This window comes from Paraburkholderia sp. UCT2, assembly GCF_014397665.1.
GTDB lineage: Bacteria > Pseudomonadota > Gammaproteobacteria > Burkholderiales > Burkholderiaceae > Paraburkholderia > Paraburkholderia tuberum.
Window position 1 is genome coordinate 1 of sequence record NZ_VZQO01000014.1, and the last position, 16,201, is coordinate 16,201.

Here is a 16,201-nt window from a genome sequence, read left to right on the forward strand (position 1 = left end):
GCCAGCAACGCAAGCGCACGATGCTGCGCAAGACGCACTTCGACAACGTGCCGATGAAGCCTCAGCGCGTCTACGAAGAGATGAACCAGGTGTTCGGCCGCGACACGTGCTACGTGAGCACGATCGGTTTGTCGCAGATCGCCGGCGCGCAATTCCTGCATGTGTACAAGGCGCGCAACTGGATCAACTGCGGCCAGGCAGGCCCGCTCGGCTGGACGATTCCGGCGGCGCTCGGTGTGCGTGCTGCCGATCCGCAACGGCCAATCGTCGCGCTGTCCGGCGACTACGACTTCCAGTTCATGATCGAGGAGCTCGCGGCCGGCGCGCAATTCAAGCTGCCGTACGTGCACGTCGTCGTGAACAACTCGTACCTCGGGCTGATTCGCCAGGCGCAGCGCGCGTTCGAAATGGACTACTGCGTGCAGCTCGGCTTCGAGAACATCAACTCGCCGGAGATGAACGGCTATGGCGTCGATCACGTGGCCGTCGCGGAAGGTCTCGGCTGCAAGGCGATTCGCGTGTTCAAGCCCGAAGAGCTGAAGCCGGCGCTGCAAAAAGCGCAGTCGATGCTCGCCGAGTTCAACGTGCCGGTGATCGTCGAAGTGATTCTCGAGCGCGTGACCAACATCTCGATGGGCACCGAGATCGACGCCATCAACGAGTTCGAGGAACTAGCGGAAAAGCGCGAGGACGCGCCGACGGCGATCAGCCTGCTCGATTGAGCGTTGCGTCTTCGCGGTATTCGCAGCATTCAGCGCGCTCGATGCGCGAGGGCCGGGCTCATGCTCCGCGCCCTCCCCTCATCGAGACCAGCGCGCCACTCCCTGACCGACCTGAGAGACAAAAGCACCATGCCTAAATTCGCAGCGAACCTGACGATGCTGTTCAACGAAGTGCCGTTCCTCGACCGTTTCGCGGCAGCGGCCAACGCCGGCTTTCATGCCGTCGAATTCCTGTTTCCCTATCCGTATTCGATCGCCGAATTGAGCGAACGTCTGCAACAGAACCGCCTCAAGCTGGTGCTGCACAACCTGCCGGCCGGCAACTGGGAAGCCGGCGAACGCGGCATCGCGTGCCTGCCCGATCGGGTCGCCGAGTTTCAGGAAGGCGTGGGCCGCGCGATCGAATACGCAAGCGCCTTGAAGGTGCCGCAATTGAACTGCCTCGTCGGCATTGCGGGCGCGAACGTCGACGCCGACACCGCCCGCGCAACGATCGTCGACAACCTGCGCTTTGCCGCGCGCGAGCTCAAGAAGGCCGGCATCCGGCTGCTCGTCGAGCCATGCAACTCGTACGACATTCCGGGCTTCGCGCTGAACCGTTCGCGCGATGGACTCGACGTGATTCGCGAGGTCGGCTCGGACAATCTGTTCCTGCAATACGACATCTATCACATGCAGCGGATGGAAGGCGAACTCGCGGCGACGATCGAAAAGAACCTCGCGCAGATCGCGCATATCCAGCTCGCGGACAACCCCGGGCGGCACGAACCGGGCACCGGCGAGATCAACTATCCGTATCTGTTCGCGCTGCTCGACTCGCTCGGCTACGACGGCTACGTCGGTTGCGAATACAAGCCGCGCACGACGACCGATGCCGGCCTCGGCTGGGTGCAAAGCGTGGCAGGTCAGGCGCGCGGCGCGGCGCATGCGGCGGCTTGAGGCGCCTTGGGGTTCCTGATTGAACCCTGAAGCCTCAACGCACGCCCCCTATCACCCTGGAGATTCACACACATGGCAAAGATCGGCTTCATCGGACTCGGCATCATGGGCGCGCACATGGCGCGCAACCTCATCAAGGGCGGTCACGCGCTGTTCGTGAACGGCGCGTATCCGGTACCGGACGACATCGCGAAGAGCACGAGCGTGGTCGCCAGTTCGACCGCGGTCGCGCAGGCCGCCGACATCGTCATCATCATGGTGCCGGACACGCCGGACGTCGCCAACGTGCTGTTCGCCGACGACGGCGTCGCCGCCGGCCTCGCCAAAGGCAAGCTCGTCATCGACATGAGCTCGATCTCGCCGCTCGACACCCAAGCCTTCGCGAAGAAGATCAACGCGCTCGGCGTCGACTATCTCGATGCGCCGGTGTCCGGCGGCGAAATCGGCGCGCGGGATGCGTCGCTGACGATCATGGTCGGCGGTCCCGACAAAGCCTTTGCGCTGGCCAAGCCGTTGTTCGAGCTGATGGGCAAGAACATCTCGCTGATCGGCGACAACGGCGCGGGTCAGACCTGCAAGGTCGCGAATCAGATCATCGTCGCGCTGAACATCGAAGCGGTCGCGGAAGCGCTGCTGTTCGCGTCGCGCTCGGGCGCCGACCCAGAGCGGGTCCGGCGCGCGCTGATGGGCGGCTTCGCGTCGTCGCGGATTCTCGAAGTGCATGGCGAGCGCATGACGAAGCGCACGTTCAATCCGGGCTTTCGCATCGAGCTGCATCAGAAGGACTTGAATCTCGCGCTCGATGGCGCGCGTAAGCTCGGCATCGCGCTGCCGCATACCGCGAGCGCGCAGCAACTGTTCAGCGTCTGCGCCGCGAACGGCGGCAAGGCGTGGGATCACTCGGCGATGGTGCGCGCGCTCGAAATCATGGCGAATCATGAGGTCGCGCAGGCGCCGGATAGCGAGGAAGCGAAGGCGGCTTGAGGTCTTCGTGATTCCTCTTCAGTTCAGCTCGCCGTTGATTCCGCCGGTTGCCGCTTCGGCATCGGCGAAGTCACGGTGAACACAGGTGGGGCGCCCGTTCGTTGCACGGCAGCTTGGGTTGCCGGCGCGGCGTAACGGGCAAATCGCGCCGCTCTGGGCTGAGAGCGGCAAGTGGGGTCCGCAGCGGCACCCGTCGGTGACGGGGAAGCCTTGGTCGGTCAGACGTCGTCGTCGGGTGTCCGGCTGTCGGATTCGCCAATCAATACGTATCGAACACCTTCTGCAACGCCGCCGGCGCAGTGTGGCCCGCGGCCAGCGCCAGCATCAGCAGCACCCTCGCCTTGTACGGATTCAGCGATCCCGCGCTGACGAAACCGAGCGCATCGTCGGCCGCCGCGCCGTTGCGCATCACATGCCCCGAACCCACGCGCGACGAGCGCACCACCGCCACGCCGCGCAACGCGGCATCCGCCAGTGCCTGCTGCAACGACTGGTGGATCGAGCCATTGCCCGTTCCCGCCACCACGATGCCACGCACATCCGCGGCGACCAGCGCATCGATGGCGATCCGCGACACGCCCGCATAGCTCGGGACGATCTCCACCTGCGGCCACGCCGCATCGATTGCGAATTCGCTCGCGACCGTATGCGCGCGCACCACGCCGCGCTGGAATTCGACGCGGCCATCCTGCACCCAGCCGAGCGCGCCGATTTCGGGCGACTGGAACGCATCGACCGCATACGTGCTCGTTTTCACGACGTCGCGCGCGCTATGAATCCGGTTGTTGAACGCGACCAGCACGCCCTGCCCGCGTGCCGCCGTGTGCGCGGCGACCGTCACCGCGTTTAGCAGGTTCAGCGGACCGTCGGCGGACAGCGCCGACGCTGGGCGCATCGCCGCGGTCAACACGACCGGCTTGTCCGACTTGACGGTCAGATGCAGCAGGTAGGCGGTTTCCTCGAGCGTATCGGTGCCGTGCGTGACCACCACGCCGTCGACGTCGTCCGTCGCGAGCAGCGCGTTGATACGTTGCGCGAGCGTGGTCCACAGCGGCAGCGACATGTCCTTGCTGTCGACGCTGGCGATCTGCTCGGGCGCGATTCGCGCGACCGTAGACAACGCCGGCACCGCCGCGAGCAGTTGATCGACGCCGACGACGCCCGCCTGATAGCCCGACGTATTGGCCGCATCCGGGGCCGCGCCGGCGATCGTGCCGCCGGTCGCGAGCACCGCGATGCGCGGCAGCGTCGGCGCGGTGCTATGGCCGGGGGGAATCGGGAGAGAGGGAGAAGTCGGGGTATTCATGGCGGCGATTGTAAGCGATGCGCTTCGCGTCGCCATGTGTGGAAGACCGGACGCGGGTTCGGCTTGCGCGAGCGTGCGCAACGCGCGAGCGGGCTTAAATCTCATGCGGTGCCCAATTGCACTCATCACCACACGTATTGATGACGGGTGCGAGTCCCACCCTAAGCTGCTCGCGGCTCTAAGCCGCCTCGCGCAACTGCGCCGCGATGTCTGCCTCGCTCAACTGCGGCGCGAACATCTCGATCAACCGATAGGCGTACGCGCGCAGGAACGCCCCCTTGCGCAGGCCGACACGCGTGGTGCTCGCCTCGAACAGATGCTGCGTGTCGAGCGCGACGAGTTCGCTGTCGCGCTTCGGGTCGTAGGCCATTGCCGCGACCACGCCGATGCCCATGCCGAGTTCGACGTAGGTCTTGATCACGTCGGCGTCGATCGCGGTCAGCACGACGTCGGGCAACGCACCCGCTTTCGCGAACGCCTGATCGATATGCGAGCGGCCGGTGAAGTCCTGGTCGTAGGTGACGATCGGGAATTCGGCGATCTCGTCGAGCGTCAGATTCGCACGGCCGACGAGCGGATGATCCTTCGGCACCACCACGACGTGATGCCACGAATAGCACGGGAACGTGACGATGTCGGGAAAACGGTCGAGCGCCTCGGTCGAGATGCCGATATCCGCCTCGCCGTTGATGATCATCTGCGCGATCTGCTGCGGGCTGCCCTGGCGCAGCGCCAGATGCACTTTCGGGAACACCGACGTGAACTGCCGAATCACCTTCGGCAATGCGTAGCGTGCCTGCGTGTGGGTGGTCGCGACGACGAGGTGGCCGCTGTCCTGATCCGCGTACTGACGAGCGACGCGGCGCAGATTCTCCGCATCGAGCAGCATCCGCTCGATCAACTGATGCACGGCCTTGCCCGGTTCGGTGAGCCCGGTCAGACGCTTGCCGCGGCGGATGAAGATGTCGACCCCGAGTTCGTCCTCGAGATCCTTGATCTGCTTCGATACGCCCGACTGCGAGGTGTAGAGCACGTTCGCCGCTTCGGTCAGGTTCATGTTCTGCCGCACGGCTTCGCGCACGAAGCGCAATTGCTGGAAATTCATCGTTGTGTCTCCGGTTCCGCCAGAGTTGAGTTATTGGAGCCGCAAATGCCAGCCGATCCACGCGGTACGGCTGATACGTTCTCTCCTGTCCACAGCGCCGCACAGCGGCGCCGCCATCTCACTGCGCCGGAAACACCCGCAGCGCGCGCGGCACCGCGGTGACGCCGTCGCCCACCGCGAGTTGCAGATCACGCCACGTTTCGCGATCGAGTTCGGCTTCGAGCAAATTGCCCTCGCGACCGGCGAGCTCGACGCGCACTGAACCGCCGAGCGTCACCACGCGCCGCACGTCGACGACAATGCCCTCGCGATGCCCCGCCGCCTGCGGATACAACTGCAGATCGTGCGGCCGCACATAGGCAAACGCCGGGCCCCTAAAACCCGCCGCGATCGCGACCGGCAGCGCCGCGCCATCGACGACGAAGCCTTGCGCATCGACGCTGCCATGCAGACGGTTCGCCGCGCCGAGAAACTCGTAGACGAACGGCGTCTGCGGATGGTCGTACACCTCCTGTGGGCTGCCGACCTGCTCGACATGCCCGCGATTGAGCACGACGATGCGGTCCGCCACTTCGAGCGCTTCTTCCTGATCGTGCGTGACGAAGATCGTCGAAATATGCAGATCGTCGTGCAGGCGACGCAACCAGCTGCGCAGTTCCTTGCGCACCTTCGCGTCGAGCGCGCCGAACGGCTCGTCGAGCAACAGCACCTTCGGCTCCACGGCCAACGCACGGGCGAGCGCGATGCGCTGGCGCTGGCCGCCGGACAGCTCCGACGGATAGCGCTGCGCGAGCCAGTCGAGCTGCACGAGCTTCAGCAACTCATGCACCTTCTCGCGAATCACCTTCTCGGACGGACGTTCCTTGCGCGGCTTCACGCGCAGCCCGAACGCGACGTTTTCGAACACCGTCATATGCCGGAACAGCGCGTAGTGCTGGAACACGAAACCCACCTCGCGCTCACGCGCGCCGACCGCCGCGACATCCTGGCCTTGCAGCTCGACCCGGCCGCCATCCGCATATTCGAGGCCGGCGATCACACGCAGCAACGTCGTCTTACCGCAACCCGACGGCCCGAGCAGCGCGACGAGTTCGCCCGGCGGAAAGTCGAGCGACACGTTGTCGAGCGCGACGAAATCGCCGAAGCGCTTTTGCAGGTTACGAACGGTGATACCCATTTACAGCTCTCCTTGCTTGAGCGGATGTCGCTGCGACGCAGGCGTGGCGTTGACGAAAAACGAATGCGAAGCGGACTGCGCGCTATTGGCCTGCGAAGCGCCGGACGGCGACACGGGCCCCGCATACGCAGGCACTTCGCGCGCCGCCGACAGTTCCGCCGACATATGACGCTCGGCCAACAGCTTGAGCCCCAGCGTAACCAGCGCCAGCAGCGCGAGCAGCGAGGCCACGGCGAACGCGGCCGAGAAGTTGTACTCGTTGTAGAGGATTTCGACGTGCAGCGGCATCGTGTCGGTCTGCCCGCGAATATGGCCCGACACGACCGACACCGCGCCGAACTCGCCCATTGCGCGCGCATTACATAGAATCACGCCGTACAGCAGACCCCACTTGACGTTCGGCAGCGTGACGCGACGAAACGTCTGCCAGCCCGATGCGCCGAGCACGTGCGCGGCTTCTTCCTCGTCGTTGCCCTGCGCCTGCATCAGCGGAATCAGCTCGCGCGCGACGAACGGGAACGTGACGAAGATCGTCGCGAGCACGATGCCCGGCACCGCGAAGATGATCTGCACGTCGTGATCTTCGAGCCACGGGCCGAACCAGCCCTGCGCGCCGAACATCAGCACGTAGATCAGACCGGAGATCACCGGCGACACCGAAAACGGCAGATCGATCAACGTGGTCAGCAGCGCCTTGCCGCGGAATTCGAACTTCGCGATACACCACGACGCCGCGAGGCCGAACACGAGGTTCAGCGGCACCGCGATCGCCGCGGTGAGCAGCGTCAGTTTGATCGCCGACAGCGCATCCGGATCGGCGAGCGCTTCGAAGTAAAAACGCAGCCCCTTGTTCAGCGCCTGGTAGAACACCGCGGCGAGCGGCACGGCCAGAAACAGCGCGAGAAACAGCAGTGCGAGGCCGATCAGCAGCCAGCGCACGACCGCCGGCTCGCTGACCGGATCGGGGCGACGCGCCACGCTCGCCGGATTGGTCGGAACGCGGCTCATTGCACACCTCCACCGATAGCGGCGACGCTCGTGGCCACTGGCGCCGATCCCGTCTTGCCGCGGCTCGTGCGCCGCTGCAGATACCACTGCAGCGTGTTGATCGACAGCAGCATCAGGAACGACACGACCAGCATCACGACCGCGAGCGCCGTCGCGCCCGCATAGTCGTATTGCTCGAGCTTCGTGATGATCAGGAGCGACGTGATCTCCGACTTCATCGGCACATTGCCGGCGATGAAGATTACCGAGCCGTATTCGCCGAGCGCGCGCGCAAAGGCGAGCGCGAAGCCGGTCAGCAGCGCCGGCAACACGGCCGGCAGCACGACGCGGCGAAACGTGAGCCAGCGCGACGCGCCGAGACACGCGGCCGCCTCCTCCTGCTCGCGCTCGAACTCCTCGAGCACCGGTTGCACCGTGCGCACGACGAACGGCAGGCCGATGAACGTCAGCGCGACCAGCACGCCCGCCGGCGTGAACGCGATCTTGATGCCGAGCGGCGCGAGGAACTGGCCGATCCAGCCGTTGCCCGCATACACGGCCGCTAGCGAAATGCCCGCCACCGAGGTGGGCAACGCGAACGGCAGATCGACGACCGCATCGACGATACGCTTGAACGGAAACGTGTAGCGCACCAGCACCCACGCGACGAGAAAGCCGAACACCGCGTTGATCAGCGCGCCGCCTAGCGCCGAGAAAAACGTCAGCCGATACGACGCGAGCACACGCGGCGACGTGACCGCGCGCACGAACTGATCCCAGTCGAGCGTCGCGGTTTTCAGAAAGGTCGCCGCCAATGGAATCAGCACCACGAGGCTCAGATAAGCCACCGTGATGCCGAGTGTCAGGCCAAAACCGGGCAATGCGCTCGGCTTGCGGAAGGTCAACGTGGTCATGCTGGATACTCGTTCATGGTTGATGCTCGCGCGGTTGTTCGTTTTGCCGTGCTGCCGTACTGCGGTACTGCCGCACTGCTGGCCACCGGGACCCCGGTTAGCCGAAAGCGCGCCCATTGGGCGCGCCCTTTTGCCCCTGGCTGTGATTCAGGCGGTGGTTCTTACTGCGGCTGATAAATCGAATCGAACACGCCGCCGTCCGCGAAATGGGTCTTCTGCGCGTTGGTCCAACCGCCGAACGAATCGTCGATCGTGTACAGCTTCAGCTTCGGAAACTTCGCGGTCAGATCGGCGGGCACCTTGGTGGAACGCGGACGATAGAAATTGCGCGCGGCGATCTCCTGACCTTGCTCGCTATACAGGAAGTTCAGATACGCTTCGGCCAGCTTGCGCGTGCCGTGTTTGTCGACGACCTTGTCGACCACCGCGACCGGCGGCTCGGCCAGAATGCTCACCGACGGCACCACGATCTCGAACTTGTCCGGACCAAACTCCTTCAGCGACAGGAACGCCTCGTTTTCCCACGCGATCAGCACGTCGCCGATACCGCGCTGCACGAAGCTCGTGGTCGCGCCGCGCGCGCCCGAATCGAGCACGCCGGCGTTCCTGTACAGCTTGCCGACGAACTCCCTGGCCTTCTGGTCGTTGCCGCCCGGTTGATGCTCGGCGTACGCCCACGCGGCCAGATAATTCCAGCGCGCGCCGCCCGAGGTCTTCGGATTCGGCGTCACGATCGACACGCCCGGTTTCACCAGATCGTCCCAATCCTTGATGTGCTTCGGGTTGCCCTTGCGCACCAGAAACACGATCGTCGACGTGTACGGCGATGCGTTGTCCGGCAGACGCTTTTGCCAGTTCCTGTCGACGAGCCCCTTGTTCGCGAGCGCGTCGATGTCATAGGCGAGCGCAAGCGTCACGACGTCGGCCTGCAGTCCGTCGAGCACCGAGCGAGCCTGCGCGCCCGAGCCGCCGTGCGACTGCTTGAAGGTGACGGCTTCGCCGGTCCTGGCCTTCCATTCCTTGCCGAATGCCTGATTGATGTCCTGATACAGCTCGCGCGTCGGATCGTAGGACACGTTCAACAGCGTGGTGTCGGCGTGCGCGACGCCGCTTGCGCCCAACATGCCGAGCGCACCCGCCGCGCCGACGGCGAGCGCCGCGATCAGTTTTCTGGTTCGAGCCGCAAGCCCCATATGCCGATGGTTCATTTCAATTTTTCTCCGCGTGATGGTCCGCTGATGAGCGTCTGGTGTTGTTCTGCGTCGCGGTCACGTGCACATGAGCGCCAACCGGAGGCCAGTCTATCGAAGCGCTTTCATTATTAAAAATAATGTTTCTTCATTTTTTAATGCTCAAAAGTGGTAACGACAGATGCGCCGGCGGTTGGGACGCCGACAACGCCGTCATGTCGCCGATAAACGACGCCCCAACGCGACCCTTGCGCCGAACTTAAAGTAAAGCTTGAAATGCGCCGAATACTGTATAAAAATACAGTCACCTGTTCATACATACAGTGGCCATGACAAAACTCACCGCACGACAGCAGCAGGTTTTCGATCTGATCCGCCGCGCGATCGAACGCACCGGCTTTCCGCCCACTCGCGCGGAAATTGCCGCCGAACTCGGGTTCAGCTCGGCCAATTCCGCGGAAGAGCATCTGCGCGCGCTGGCGCGCAAGGGCGTGATCGAACTCGCGGCCGGCGCGTCGCGCGGCATCCGCCTGCTGTCCGGGCAGGAGGACGCGCCGTATCAGTTCACCCTGCCGCATGCGGGCCTGATGCAGTTGTCGTTGCCGCTGATCGGCCGGGTCGCGGCGGGTAGCCCGATCCTCGCGCAGGAACATATCTCGCAGCACTACGCGTGTGACCCGGCGCTATTCTCGAGCAAGCCCGACTACCTGCTGAAGGTGCGCGGCCTGTCGATGCGCGACGCGGGCATTCTCGACGGCGACCTGCTCGCGGTGCAAAAGCGCACCGAAGCGAAGGACGGCCAGATCATCATTGCGCGGCTTGGCGACGACGTAACGGTCAAACGTCTGAAGCGCCGGCCGAACGGCATCGAACTGATCGCCGAAAACCCCGATTACGACAACATCTTCGTGGAATCCGGCAGCGCCGATTTCGCGCTCGAAGGGATCGCGGTCGGGCTGATCCGCCCCAGCGAGTTCTGATCTTTCGCTGTCGCCGGAACGCTTGCGCCGGTTTGTCCAACCCAAGCCGCATTTACGCCCGCATCTACGCCCGCATCTACGCCGAATCGCCTGGAGAGACTCATGGAACGCCTTGCCCGCCTGTTGCCCTTTCGCCAGTTCGGCCGTCTGCGCCATCTGCGCAAGCTCACGCCCTGCGCGCTAATCGAGGCGCCCGCTGCGCGCACGCCGTCGCTGTTCGACGCGGCTGCCGAAGCTTCCGGTCTGCCGTCGTCGTTGCCGGCGTTCGCGCGCGTGTCGCTGAATTCGGCGCTGAACATCGCCGAGCCCGCGCGTCGCGCGCCGGTGCGGGTCTATCACGGACCGTCGCGACTGATCATGGTCGGCACGGTCGACGCCGTATGCCGTATGATCGATCGTTGCATAGCCGACGAAGCCAACGTGCACGGCGCGGTGTTCGAAGCCTGAGCGAATCCTGAGTACGCATGCAACAAGCACTTCGGATGTTCAGAGATTCGCGTGGGATGGGATCGTTCCGACCTCGCCGTGCTCGACGTTAGATCATCACTGACGTGGAGTCCCATTCGATGACAATTCGGAAACGCATACAGGGCAGCGCCACCCGGCCGCTGCTGATCACGCTGATCGTGGTGATCGTGATTGCCGCGCTGGGCTTTATTTATGCATCACCGTATCTCGCGGTGAACAATCTCAAACGCGCCGCCGATGCGCGTGACGTGCAAACCGTCAATCAGTATGTGGACTTTCCCGCGCTACGCGATAGCCTGAAGCAACAGGTGGGCGCCATGCTGACACGCCGGCTCGAGGCGGATGCCGGCAACAAGATGGCCACGATCGGCGCGGTGATCGGCGTGACGCTGATCGGCCCGCTCGTCGATGCCTATGCGACACCCGACGGCGTCGCGGCGCTGCTGAACGGCATGCCGCCGCGTGGCACGCCGGGCGAGCAACCGTCCGCGCCGCCAGCCGCGGGCGGCGAAGCGCCGGCCGCACCAGCCGCGGGCGACACCACCACGCAGGCAAGCGCACCGCCGCCCGGGCGTCAAAGCACGGCCGGCTATCGCAGTCTCAACGAGTTTGTCATCACGTACCGGCGTGGCGAAGGTAACGCGAACTATTCGGCAATCTTTCGTCGCGAAGGTCTGGTCACGTGGAAGCTCGCGGCGATCAATCTGAACGAGTGAGATCGAAGCCTGGCCGGATGGGATGCGTGGCTGGCCAGCGGGGCCGGCCACGCGACAAGGTCTATTCACATCTGGGCTAGATGACGGGGCGCGCGAGTTCGCGTCCCTCATTAGCCTATTACGCTGCAGCCGCCTGCTGCTGCTCCTGGGCGGACGAGCACGCCACCAGAATGCTGCACGACACGCGGTCGAGCAGCGGCGTGTTGCCCGCCCCCATCCACCACCGCGACAAACCAGTCCGGCAGCGATGACCCACCACCACGAGGTCGACCTGCAACTCGTTGGCAAGATTGGCGATCTCGTCGATCGGATGACCGAATGCGAAATGCCCTTGCGCGCTCACGCCTCGCTCGGTCAGCCAGTTCACGCCCTCCTGCAGAATCTCGCGGGCCGTTTTTTCGAAGCTGCCGCAGGCGACGTCCGTCAACAGGCCCGCGCTCTGCGCGATGCTCGAACGCATGTCGACGACCGACAGCAGATGCGTTTCCGCCTTCAGTTCCAACGCCAGATCGGCACCGCAACGCAGGGCTTTGCGGCCTTCGCGCGAGCCGTCGTAGCACAACAGGATTTTCTGGTAGCTCGCCATCTGTTTTCTCCATTCGCGCGGAAAGCGCGGTCTGAATCAATCATGGTGCGCCGCAATTCGGCTTGCAAGGGATGGAAAACGCTAAGTGCATACCCGGTGCATGCCGATCCAGTCTGCACAAGCGTTGGGCGACCCGACGCAGCGTTTGCACACGGATGCCGCAATGCAAAACTTCGTTTGCGAACGCTGCGTCGACACACTGCGGGCCGGTTGACGTGCCAGTCGTGCCAGTCGTGCCACCGCCAATCAGCGGCGCCAATCGACACCGACGAGCGCATCGCACCCCACGCATGACGCGTTCCCGGACACCCGCTCGCATCAGCGATCCGAAACCTGGAGTAAGCGGCTTCGCGTGCGCAATGCGTGCATCGCAGGTATGTTGTGTGTCTTGCGCGTACGTTGTGTGTTTTTCCGGAGCCTTGCTCGAGCCATGCCCACCGCCCCCATCGAATTCCATCAGGTCAGGAAAAGCTACGGCGAAAAAACGGTCGTCGACGGATTGTCGTTTCATGTGAACACCGGCGAATGCTTCGGGCTGCTCGGCCCCAACGGCGCCGGTAAGACCACGACATTGCGCATGCTGCTCGGCATTGCGGCGCCCGACGCCGGCGCGATCCGGCTGTGCGACGAGCCGATCCCGGGCCGCGCGCGCCTCGCGCGCTCGCGCGTCGGCGTGGTGCCGCAGTTCGACAACCTCGATCCCGATTTCACGGTGCGCGAAAATCTGCTCGTATTCGGTCGCTACTTCGGTCTGAGCGCCGCGCAGTGTCGCGCGGCGGTGCCGGGTCTGCTCGAATTCGCTCGCCTCGAGAACAAGGCGGACGCGCGCGTGAGCGAACTGTCGGGCGGCATGAAGCGGCGCCTCACGCTCGCGCGCGCGCTGATCAACGATCCCGACGTGCTGATCATGGACGAGCCGACCACCGGTCTCGATCCGCAAGCGCGCCATCTGATCTGGGAGCGGCTGCGCTCGCTGCTCGTGCGCGGCAAGACCATTCTGCTGACCACGCACTTTATGGAAGAAGCCGAACGGCTCTGTCATCGACTGTGCGTGATCGAGGAAGGCCGCAAGATCGCCGAAGGCGCGCCGCGCGAGTTGATCGAGTCCGAGATCGGTTGCGACGTGATCGAGATCTACGGCCCCGATCCGGTTGCGTTGCGCGACGAACTCGCGCCGCTCGCCGAGCGCACCGAGATCAGCGGCGAGACACTGTTCTGTTATGTGAACGACGCGCAGCCCGTGCATATGCGCCTCAAGCAGCGCGCCGATTTGCGCTATCTGCATCGGCCGGCGAATCTCGAGGATGTGTTTCTGCGGCTCACCGGTCGCGAAATGCAGGACTGAACCCATAGCGAGACACTTGATGGACGCTCGTACTTACGAAACCCACGACGGCACGCCATCGGCGCAAGAGCCGTTCGGCGCCTTCCCCGCCAATGCCACGAACTGGATCGCGGTGTGGCGCCGCAATTACCTGGTGTGGAAAAAGCTCGCGATCGCGTCGATGTTCGGCAACTTCGCCGATCCGATGATCTATCTGTTCGGTCTCGGCCTCGGGCTCGGGCTGATGGTCGGGCACGTCGACGGCGTGTCGTATATCTCGTTCCTCGCGGCGGGCACGGTGGCGTCGAGCGTGATGATGTCGGCGAGCTTCGAGTCGATGTATTCGGGCTTTTCGCGCATGCACGTGCAGCGCACGTGGGAGGCGATCATGCATACGCCGCTCACGCTCGGCGATATCGTGCTCGGCGAGGTGGTGTGGGCCGCCAGCAAAGCGGTGTTGTCGGGTGTGGCGATCATGCTGGTGGCGGGCGCGCTCGGCTATGCGAGTTTTCCGTCGATGCTGCTCGCGCTGCCGGTCATCGTGCTGGCCGGTCTCGCGTTCGCGAGCCTCGCGATGATCGTGACGGCGCTCGCGCCGTCATACGACTTTTTCATGTTCTATCAGACGCTCGTGCTCACGCCGATGCTGCTGCTCTCCGGCGTGTTCTTTCCGATCTCGCAACTGCCCGGCGCCGCGCAAGCGGTGACTGCCGCGCTGCCGCTCGCCAATGCGGTCGATCTGATGCGCCCGGCGATGCTCGGTCGGCCGATGGAGCACGCGGCGCTCCATGTGAGCGTGCTGGCCGCTTACGCGGTCGGCGGCTTCATCGTGTCGGCGATCCTGTTTCGGCGTCGCATGATGAAGTAAGCCGAACGCGCGGGCGGCGCGTTGCGCCTGCACCCGCGCAAGACGACGCCGCGTCGGTCGTCGCACGGCGTGTTTGCTATCGTTGTGCGCGCTCAGTCCTCGTCATCGGTCCACGGAATGTCGACGTCGGAGATGAACGCGACCGTCGCGAACGGGCCGCCCTCGTGACGCCCGATCTTGCCATCGGCGCGCTGCCATTCCACCCGGAACACGGTGACCGGATCATCCGCGATCAGCCGCACCGTGCGCAATTCGTCGGGATCGGCGTCCTCGACCGGACCGTCGAGCGAAATCAGCAGCGCCTGTGGCCATAGACCATCGGCGGGATCGTAGATCTTGTCGCCGTCGTGAATCAGCGTGAAGGCTTCCACGCCGATGGTCGCCGACGCATCGACGATCATCTTGGCGAGCGCACGCAACAAGGCGGTCGCCCGCGCCGAGTTCGCCTGACGGATCGCGAGATCACCGCGCGTGAGAGCCTGCTCGAGTTTTGGATTGGTTTTCTGTTGCGCCATGGCTGTGTTGGTCCTATCGCTCTGTCGTGGGCAACGCGCCATCGGGACGACGCGCCGCCTTTCTATTTGGGTCCATCTATTGCCGCTTGTGTGCATTGCAGCATCGCGGGCTGGGCGGCAGGTCCGCGGTTCGACTGTCATTGTTCCGCGTTTCCTCTGATCGTGGCGCGCACCATCTGGGTCGTTTTCTCAGGGCCGTCCTTGCCGTCCACCACAGTTTAGGTCGTGATTCGGATTCCGGGCGAACATTTGCCGTTTAGTGCGGGGCATGTGTCGCATTTCATGCATCGGCTCGCGGGCGCCGCGGTGTACGTTTACCGCGTCCACCGGTGACCTTCGAAGCCTGCGCCCCAGCCGGCTTCGCATCCGCGATCCGCGCGATCAGATGGTCGCGAAACGTGCGCACCGACGGGGGCAACTCGCGCCCCGCCATCGTCTGCACCTGGATGCTGCGCTGGCGCATCTGCGGGTCGGTGAGCGGAATCACGACGAAGCCGTCGTTGGCATAGCGGTCGCGCACCGACAGCAGCCCCGTGAACATGATCGCGCCGGACCGCTGCGCGTAGCGATAACTCGCGCCGCTGTTGTTGCAGATCAGGTCCGGCTCGAGGAGGATGCCTTCGAGCGCGCACGTGATGTCGATCAACTGGCGAATCGTGGTGCCCGTCTCCGACAACACGAGCGGATAGCGACTCACCTCGGCGAGCGACAGTTTCGCGCGCGCCGCAAGGGGATGATCGGCGCGCAGCAGCACGAACACCGGCGCGCGTTCGGTGTGCTCGACCTTCACGCCCTTCTCCGGCGCGAGGCTGAACGACAGCGCGATATCGACGTCGCCGTCGCGCACGTGGCGAGTGGCGTCGGCCGGCGACATCACGGTCAGCGTGAAATCGATGCCGGGGTGCTCGGCGCGGAAATCCGCAATCGCGGCGGGCAGGAAGTCGACCGCAAAACCCTCGGCGGTCGCGATCTTGATCCGGCTGCCGTGCAAGCTCGCGAGGCCGCTAATCTCTTTCATCACGTGCTCGGCTTCGAGCAGGCTGCGTTGCGCGTACGCAAGCAGCCGCTCACCGGCCTCGGACAGCGTCATGCCGCGCGGACGCCGCTCGAACAGCGTCACGCCGAGCTCGCTTTCGAGCCGCACGATTTGCCGGCTGATCGCCGACACCGCGACGTGCAGCCGCTCGGACGCGTCGCTCAGCGAGCCGCCGCGCGCGACTTCGACGAAATAACGCAACGCGATGCCATGCAGTGAACGTGCCATCCTGGACGCCTCGATCGAATCAGTTGCAACGGTGCCATGGGTGGGCGGGTGCCGCGGTTCGAGCCGACGCGCGACGCTTTGCTTTTCCGGCAAGGCAAGCTTCGAAACATGATCATTGTGACAAAAATGGCGCGCTTCTAGAATCGGTCGCAATGA

At 64.4% G+C, this 16,201-nt stretch carries 17 protein-coding genes; 8 read left to right on the forward strand and 9 right to left on the reverse strand.

Going from position 1 to position 16,201, the window contains the following annotated elements:
* The 3 genes from F6X39_RS13670 to F6X39_RS13680 form a co-directional block, all read left to right on the forward strand.
* On the forward strand, positions 1 to 722 hold a 722-nt coding region (locus F6X39_RS13670), incomplete at its 5' end, for a thiamine pyrophosphate-dependent enzyme (RefSeq protein WP_262414700.1).
* 129 nt (positions 723 to 851) lie between these two features.
* Positions 852 to 1,661 (forward strand): 2-oxo-tetronate isomerase, encoded by an 810-nt coding sequence (otnI, locus tag F6X39_RS13675; RefSeq protein ID WP_187616977.1) that lies wholly within the window; start codon positions 852 to 854, stop codon positions 1,659 to 1,661.
* Positions 1,662 to 1,733: 72 nt separating this feature from the next.
* Positions 1,734 to 2,645: a 2-hydroxy-3-oxopropionate reductase gene (locus tag F6X39_RS13680; RefSeq protein WP_187616978.1), complete on the forward strand. Its 912-nt coding sequence runs from the start codon at positions 1,734 to 1,736 to the stop codon at positions 2,643 to 2,645.
* Between the two features lie 259 nt (positions 2,646 to 2,904).
* Here F6X39_RS13680 and F6X39_RS13685 read toward each other — a convergent pair whose 3' ends face one another.
* From F6X39_RS13685 to F6X39_RS13710, 6 genes are all read right to left on the reverse strand, one after another.
* Positions 2,905 to 3,951: an asparaginase gene (locus tag F6X39_RS13685; RefSeq protein WP_187616979.1), complete on the reverse strand. Its 1,047-nt coding sequence runs from the start codon at positions 3,949 to 3,951 to the stop codon at positions 2,905 to 2,907.
* A gap of 178 nt (positions 3,952 to 4,129) precedes the next feature.
* On the reverse strand, positions 4,130 to 5,056 hold the full coding sequence (locus F6X39_RS13690; RefSeq protein ID WP_184064823.1) for a CysB family HTH-type transcriptional regulator: 927 nt from the start codon (positions 5,054 to 5,056) through the stop codon (positions 4,130 to 4,132).
* Positions 5,057 to 5,174: 118 nt separating this feature from the next.
* Entirely contained in the window at positions 5,175 to 6,233 is a 1,059-nt protein-coding gene (locus F6X39_RS13695; RefSeq protein ID WP_184064820.1) for a sulfate/molybdate ABC transporter ATP-binding protein, read from the reverse strand.
* Positions 6,234 to 7,241, reverse strand: coding sequence for a sulfate ABC transporter permease subunit CysW (cysW, locus tag F6X39_RS13700; RefSeq protein ID WP_187616980.1), 1,008 nt, complete (start codon positions 7,239 to 7,241; stop codon positions 6,234 to 6,236).
* A complete protein-coding gene (cysT, locus tag F6X39_RS13705; RefSeq protein ID WP_184029216.1) occupies positions 7,238 to 8,134 on the reverse strand; it encodes a sulfate ABC transporter permease subunit CysT in 897 nt (298 codons plus the stop codon). Before cysT ends, cysW begins: the two co-directional genes overlap by 4 nt.
* A 161-nt stretch (positions 8,135 to 8,295) precedes the next feature.
* On the reverse strand, positions 8,296 to 9,342 hold the full coding sequence (locus tag F6X39_RS13710; protein WP_187616981.1) for a sulfate ABC transporter substrate-binding protein: 1,047 nt from the start codon (positions 9,340 to 9,342) through the stop codon (positions 8,296 to 8,298).
* Positions 9,343 to 9,653: 311 nt separating this feature from the next.
* Here F6X39_RS13710 and lexA point away from each other — a divergent pair, with 311 nt between their 5' ends.
* From lexA to F6X39_RS13725, 3 genes are all read left to right on the forward strand, one after another.
* Positions 9,654 to 10,304 carry a transcriptional repressor LexA gene (gene lexA, locus F6X39_RS13715; RefSeq protein ID WP_184029221.1) on the forward strand — a complete coding sequence of 217 codons (651 nt, stop codon included), beginning with the start codon at positions 9,654 to 9,656 and terminating at the stop codon, positions 10,302 to 10,304.
* Between the two features lie 102 nt (positions 10,305 to 10,406).
* Complete coding sequence (locus F6X39_RS13720) at positions 10,407 to 10,751, forward strand: hypothetical protein (RefSeq protein WP_184043952.1); 345 nt, start codon at positions 10,407 to 10,409, stop codon at positions 10,749 to 10,751.
* A gap of 119 nt (positions 10,752 to 10,870) precedes the next feature.
* Entirely contained in the window at positions 10,871 to 11,488 is a 618-nt protein-coding gene (locus F6X39_RS13725; protein WP_184043954.1) for a DUF2939 domain-containing protein, read from the forward strand.
* Between the two features lie 118 nt (positions 11,489 to 11,606).
* Here F6X39_RS13725 and F6X39_RS13730 read toward each other — a convergent pair whose 3' ends face one another.
* A complete protein-coding gene (locus F6X39_RS13730) occupies positions 11,607 to 12,074 on the reverse strand; it encodes a universal stress protein (RefSeq protein WP_018418191.1) in 468 nt (155 codons plus the stop codon).
* Positions 12,075 to 12,504: 430 nt separating this feature from the next.
* On the opposite strand from F6X39_RS13730, the gene nodI reads away from it, so the two are divergent.
* Positions 12,505 to 13,419, forward strand: a complete 915-nt coding sequence (nodI, locus tag F6X39_RS13735) for a nodulation factor ABC transporter ATP-binding protein NodI (protein WP_187616982.1) — start codon at positions 12,505 to 12,507, stop codon at positions 13,417 to 13,419.
* A 19-nt stretch (positions 13,420 to 13,438) separates the two neighbouring features.
* On the forward strand, positions 13,439 to 14,266 hold the full coding sequence (locus F6X39_RS13740; protein WP_187616983.1) for an ABC transporter permease: 828 nt from the start codon (positions 13,439 to 13,441) through the stop codon (positions 14,264 to 14,266).
* A gap of 92 nt (positions 14,267 to 14,358) precedes the next feature.
* On the opposite strand, the gene F6X39_RS13745 is transcribed toward F6X39_RS13740, so the two are convergent.
* Together F6X39_RS13745 and F6X39_RS13750 are read right to left on the reverse strand one after the other, a co-directional pair.
* On the reverse strand, positions 14,359 to 14,781 hold the full coding sequence (locus F6X39_RS13745; RefSeq protein WP_090804526.1) for a hypothetical protein: 423 nt from the start codon (positions 14,779 to 14,781) through the stop codon (positions 14,359 to 14,361).
* 280 nt (positions 14,782 to 15,061) lie between these two features.
* Entirely contained in the window at positions 15,062 to 16,045 is a 984-nt protein-coding gene (locus tag F6X39_RS13750) for a LysR family transcriptional regulator (RefSeq protein WP_187616984.1), read from the reverse strand.
* Positions 16,046 to 16,201: the final 156 nt, after the last annotated feature.

What these genes read in the sequence shown, in the direction of transcription:
- otnI (WP_187616977.1), top strand. Translation starts at nt 852, where the DNA reads ATGCCTAAATTCGCAGCGAACCTGACGATGCTGTTCAACGAAGTGCCG.
- F6X39_RS13680 (WP_187616978.1), top strand. Translation starts at nt 1,734, where the DNA reads ATGGCAAAGATCGGCTTCATCGGACTCGGCATCATGGGCGCGCACATG.
- F6X39_RS13685 (WP_187616979.1), bottom strand. Translation starts at nt 3,951, where the DNA reads ATGAATACCCCGACTTCTCCCTCTCTCCCGATTCCCCCCGGCCATAGC.
- F6X39_RS13690 (WP_184064823.1), bottom strand. Translation starts at nt 5,056, where the DNA reads ATGAATTTCCAGCAATTGCGCTTCGTGCGCGAAGCCGTGCGGCAGAAC.
- F6X39_RS13695 (WP_184064820.1), bottom strand. Translation starts at nt 6,233, where the DNA reads ATGGGTATCACCGTTCGTAACCTGCAAAAGCGCTTCGGCGATTTCGTC.
- cysW (WP_187616980.1), bottom strand. Translation starts at nt 7,241, where the DNA reads ATGAGCCGCGTTCCGACCAATCCGGCGAGCGTGGCGCGTCGCCCCGAT.
- cysT (WP_184029216.1), bottom strand. Translation starts at nt 8,134, where the DNA reads ATGACCACGTTGACCTTCCGCAAGCCGAGCGCATTGCCCGGTTTTGGC.
- F6X39_RS13710 (WP_187616981.1), bottom strand. Translation starts at nt 9,342, where the DNA reads ATGAACCATCGGCATATGGGGCTTGCGGCTCGAACCAGAAAACTGATC.
- lexA (WP_184029221.1), top strand. Translation starts at nt 9,654, where the DNA reads ATGACAAAACTCACCGCACGACAGCAGCAGGTTTTCGATCTGATCCGC.
- F6X39_RS13720 (WP_184043952.1), top strand. Translation starts at nt 10,407, where the DNA reads ATGGAACGCCTTGCCCGCCTGTTGCCCTTTCGCCAGTTCGGCCGTCTG.
- F6X39_RS13725 (WP_184043954.1), top strand. Translation starts at nt 10,871, where the DNA reads ATGACAATTCGGAAACGCATACAGGGCAGCGCCACCCGGCCGCTGCTG.
- F6X39_RS13730 (WP_018418191.1), bottom strand. Translation starts at nt 12,074, where the DNA reads ATGGCGAGCTACCAGAAAATCCTGTTGTGCTACGACGGCTCGCGCGAA.
- nodI (WP_187616982.1), top strand. Translation starts at nt 12,505, where the DNA reads ATGCCCACCGCCCCCATCGAATTCCATCAGGTCAGGAAAAGCTACGGC.
- F6X39_RS13740 (WP_187616983.1), top strand. Translation starts at nt 13,439, where the DNA reads ATGGACGCTCGTACTTACGAAACCCACGACGGCACGCCATCGGCGCAA.
- F6X39_RS13745 (WP_090804526.1), bottom strand. Translation starts at nt 14,781, where the DNA reads ATGGCGCAACAGAAAACCAATCCAAAACTCGAGCAGGCTCTCACGCGC.
- F6X39_RS13750 (WP_187616984.1), bottom strand. Translation starts at nt 16,045, where the DNA reads ATGGCACGTTCACTGCATGGCATCGCGTTGCGTTATTTCGTCGAAGTC.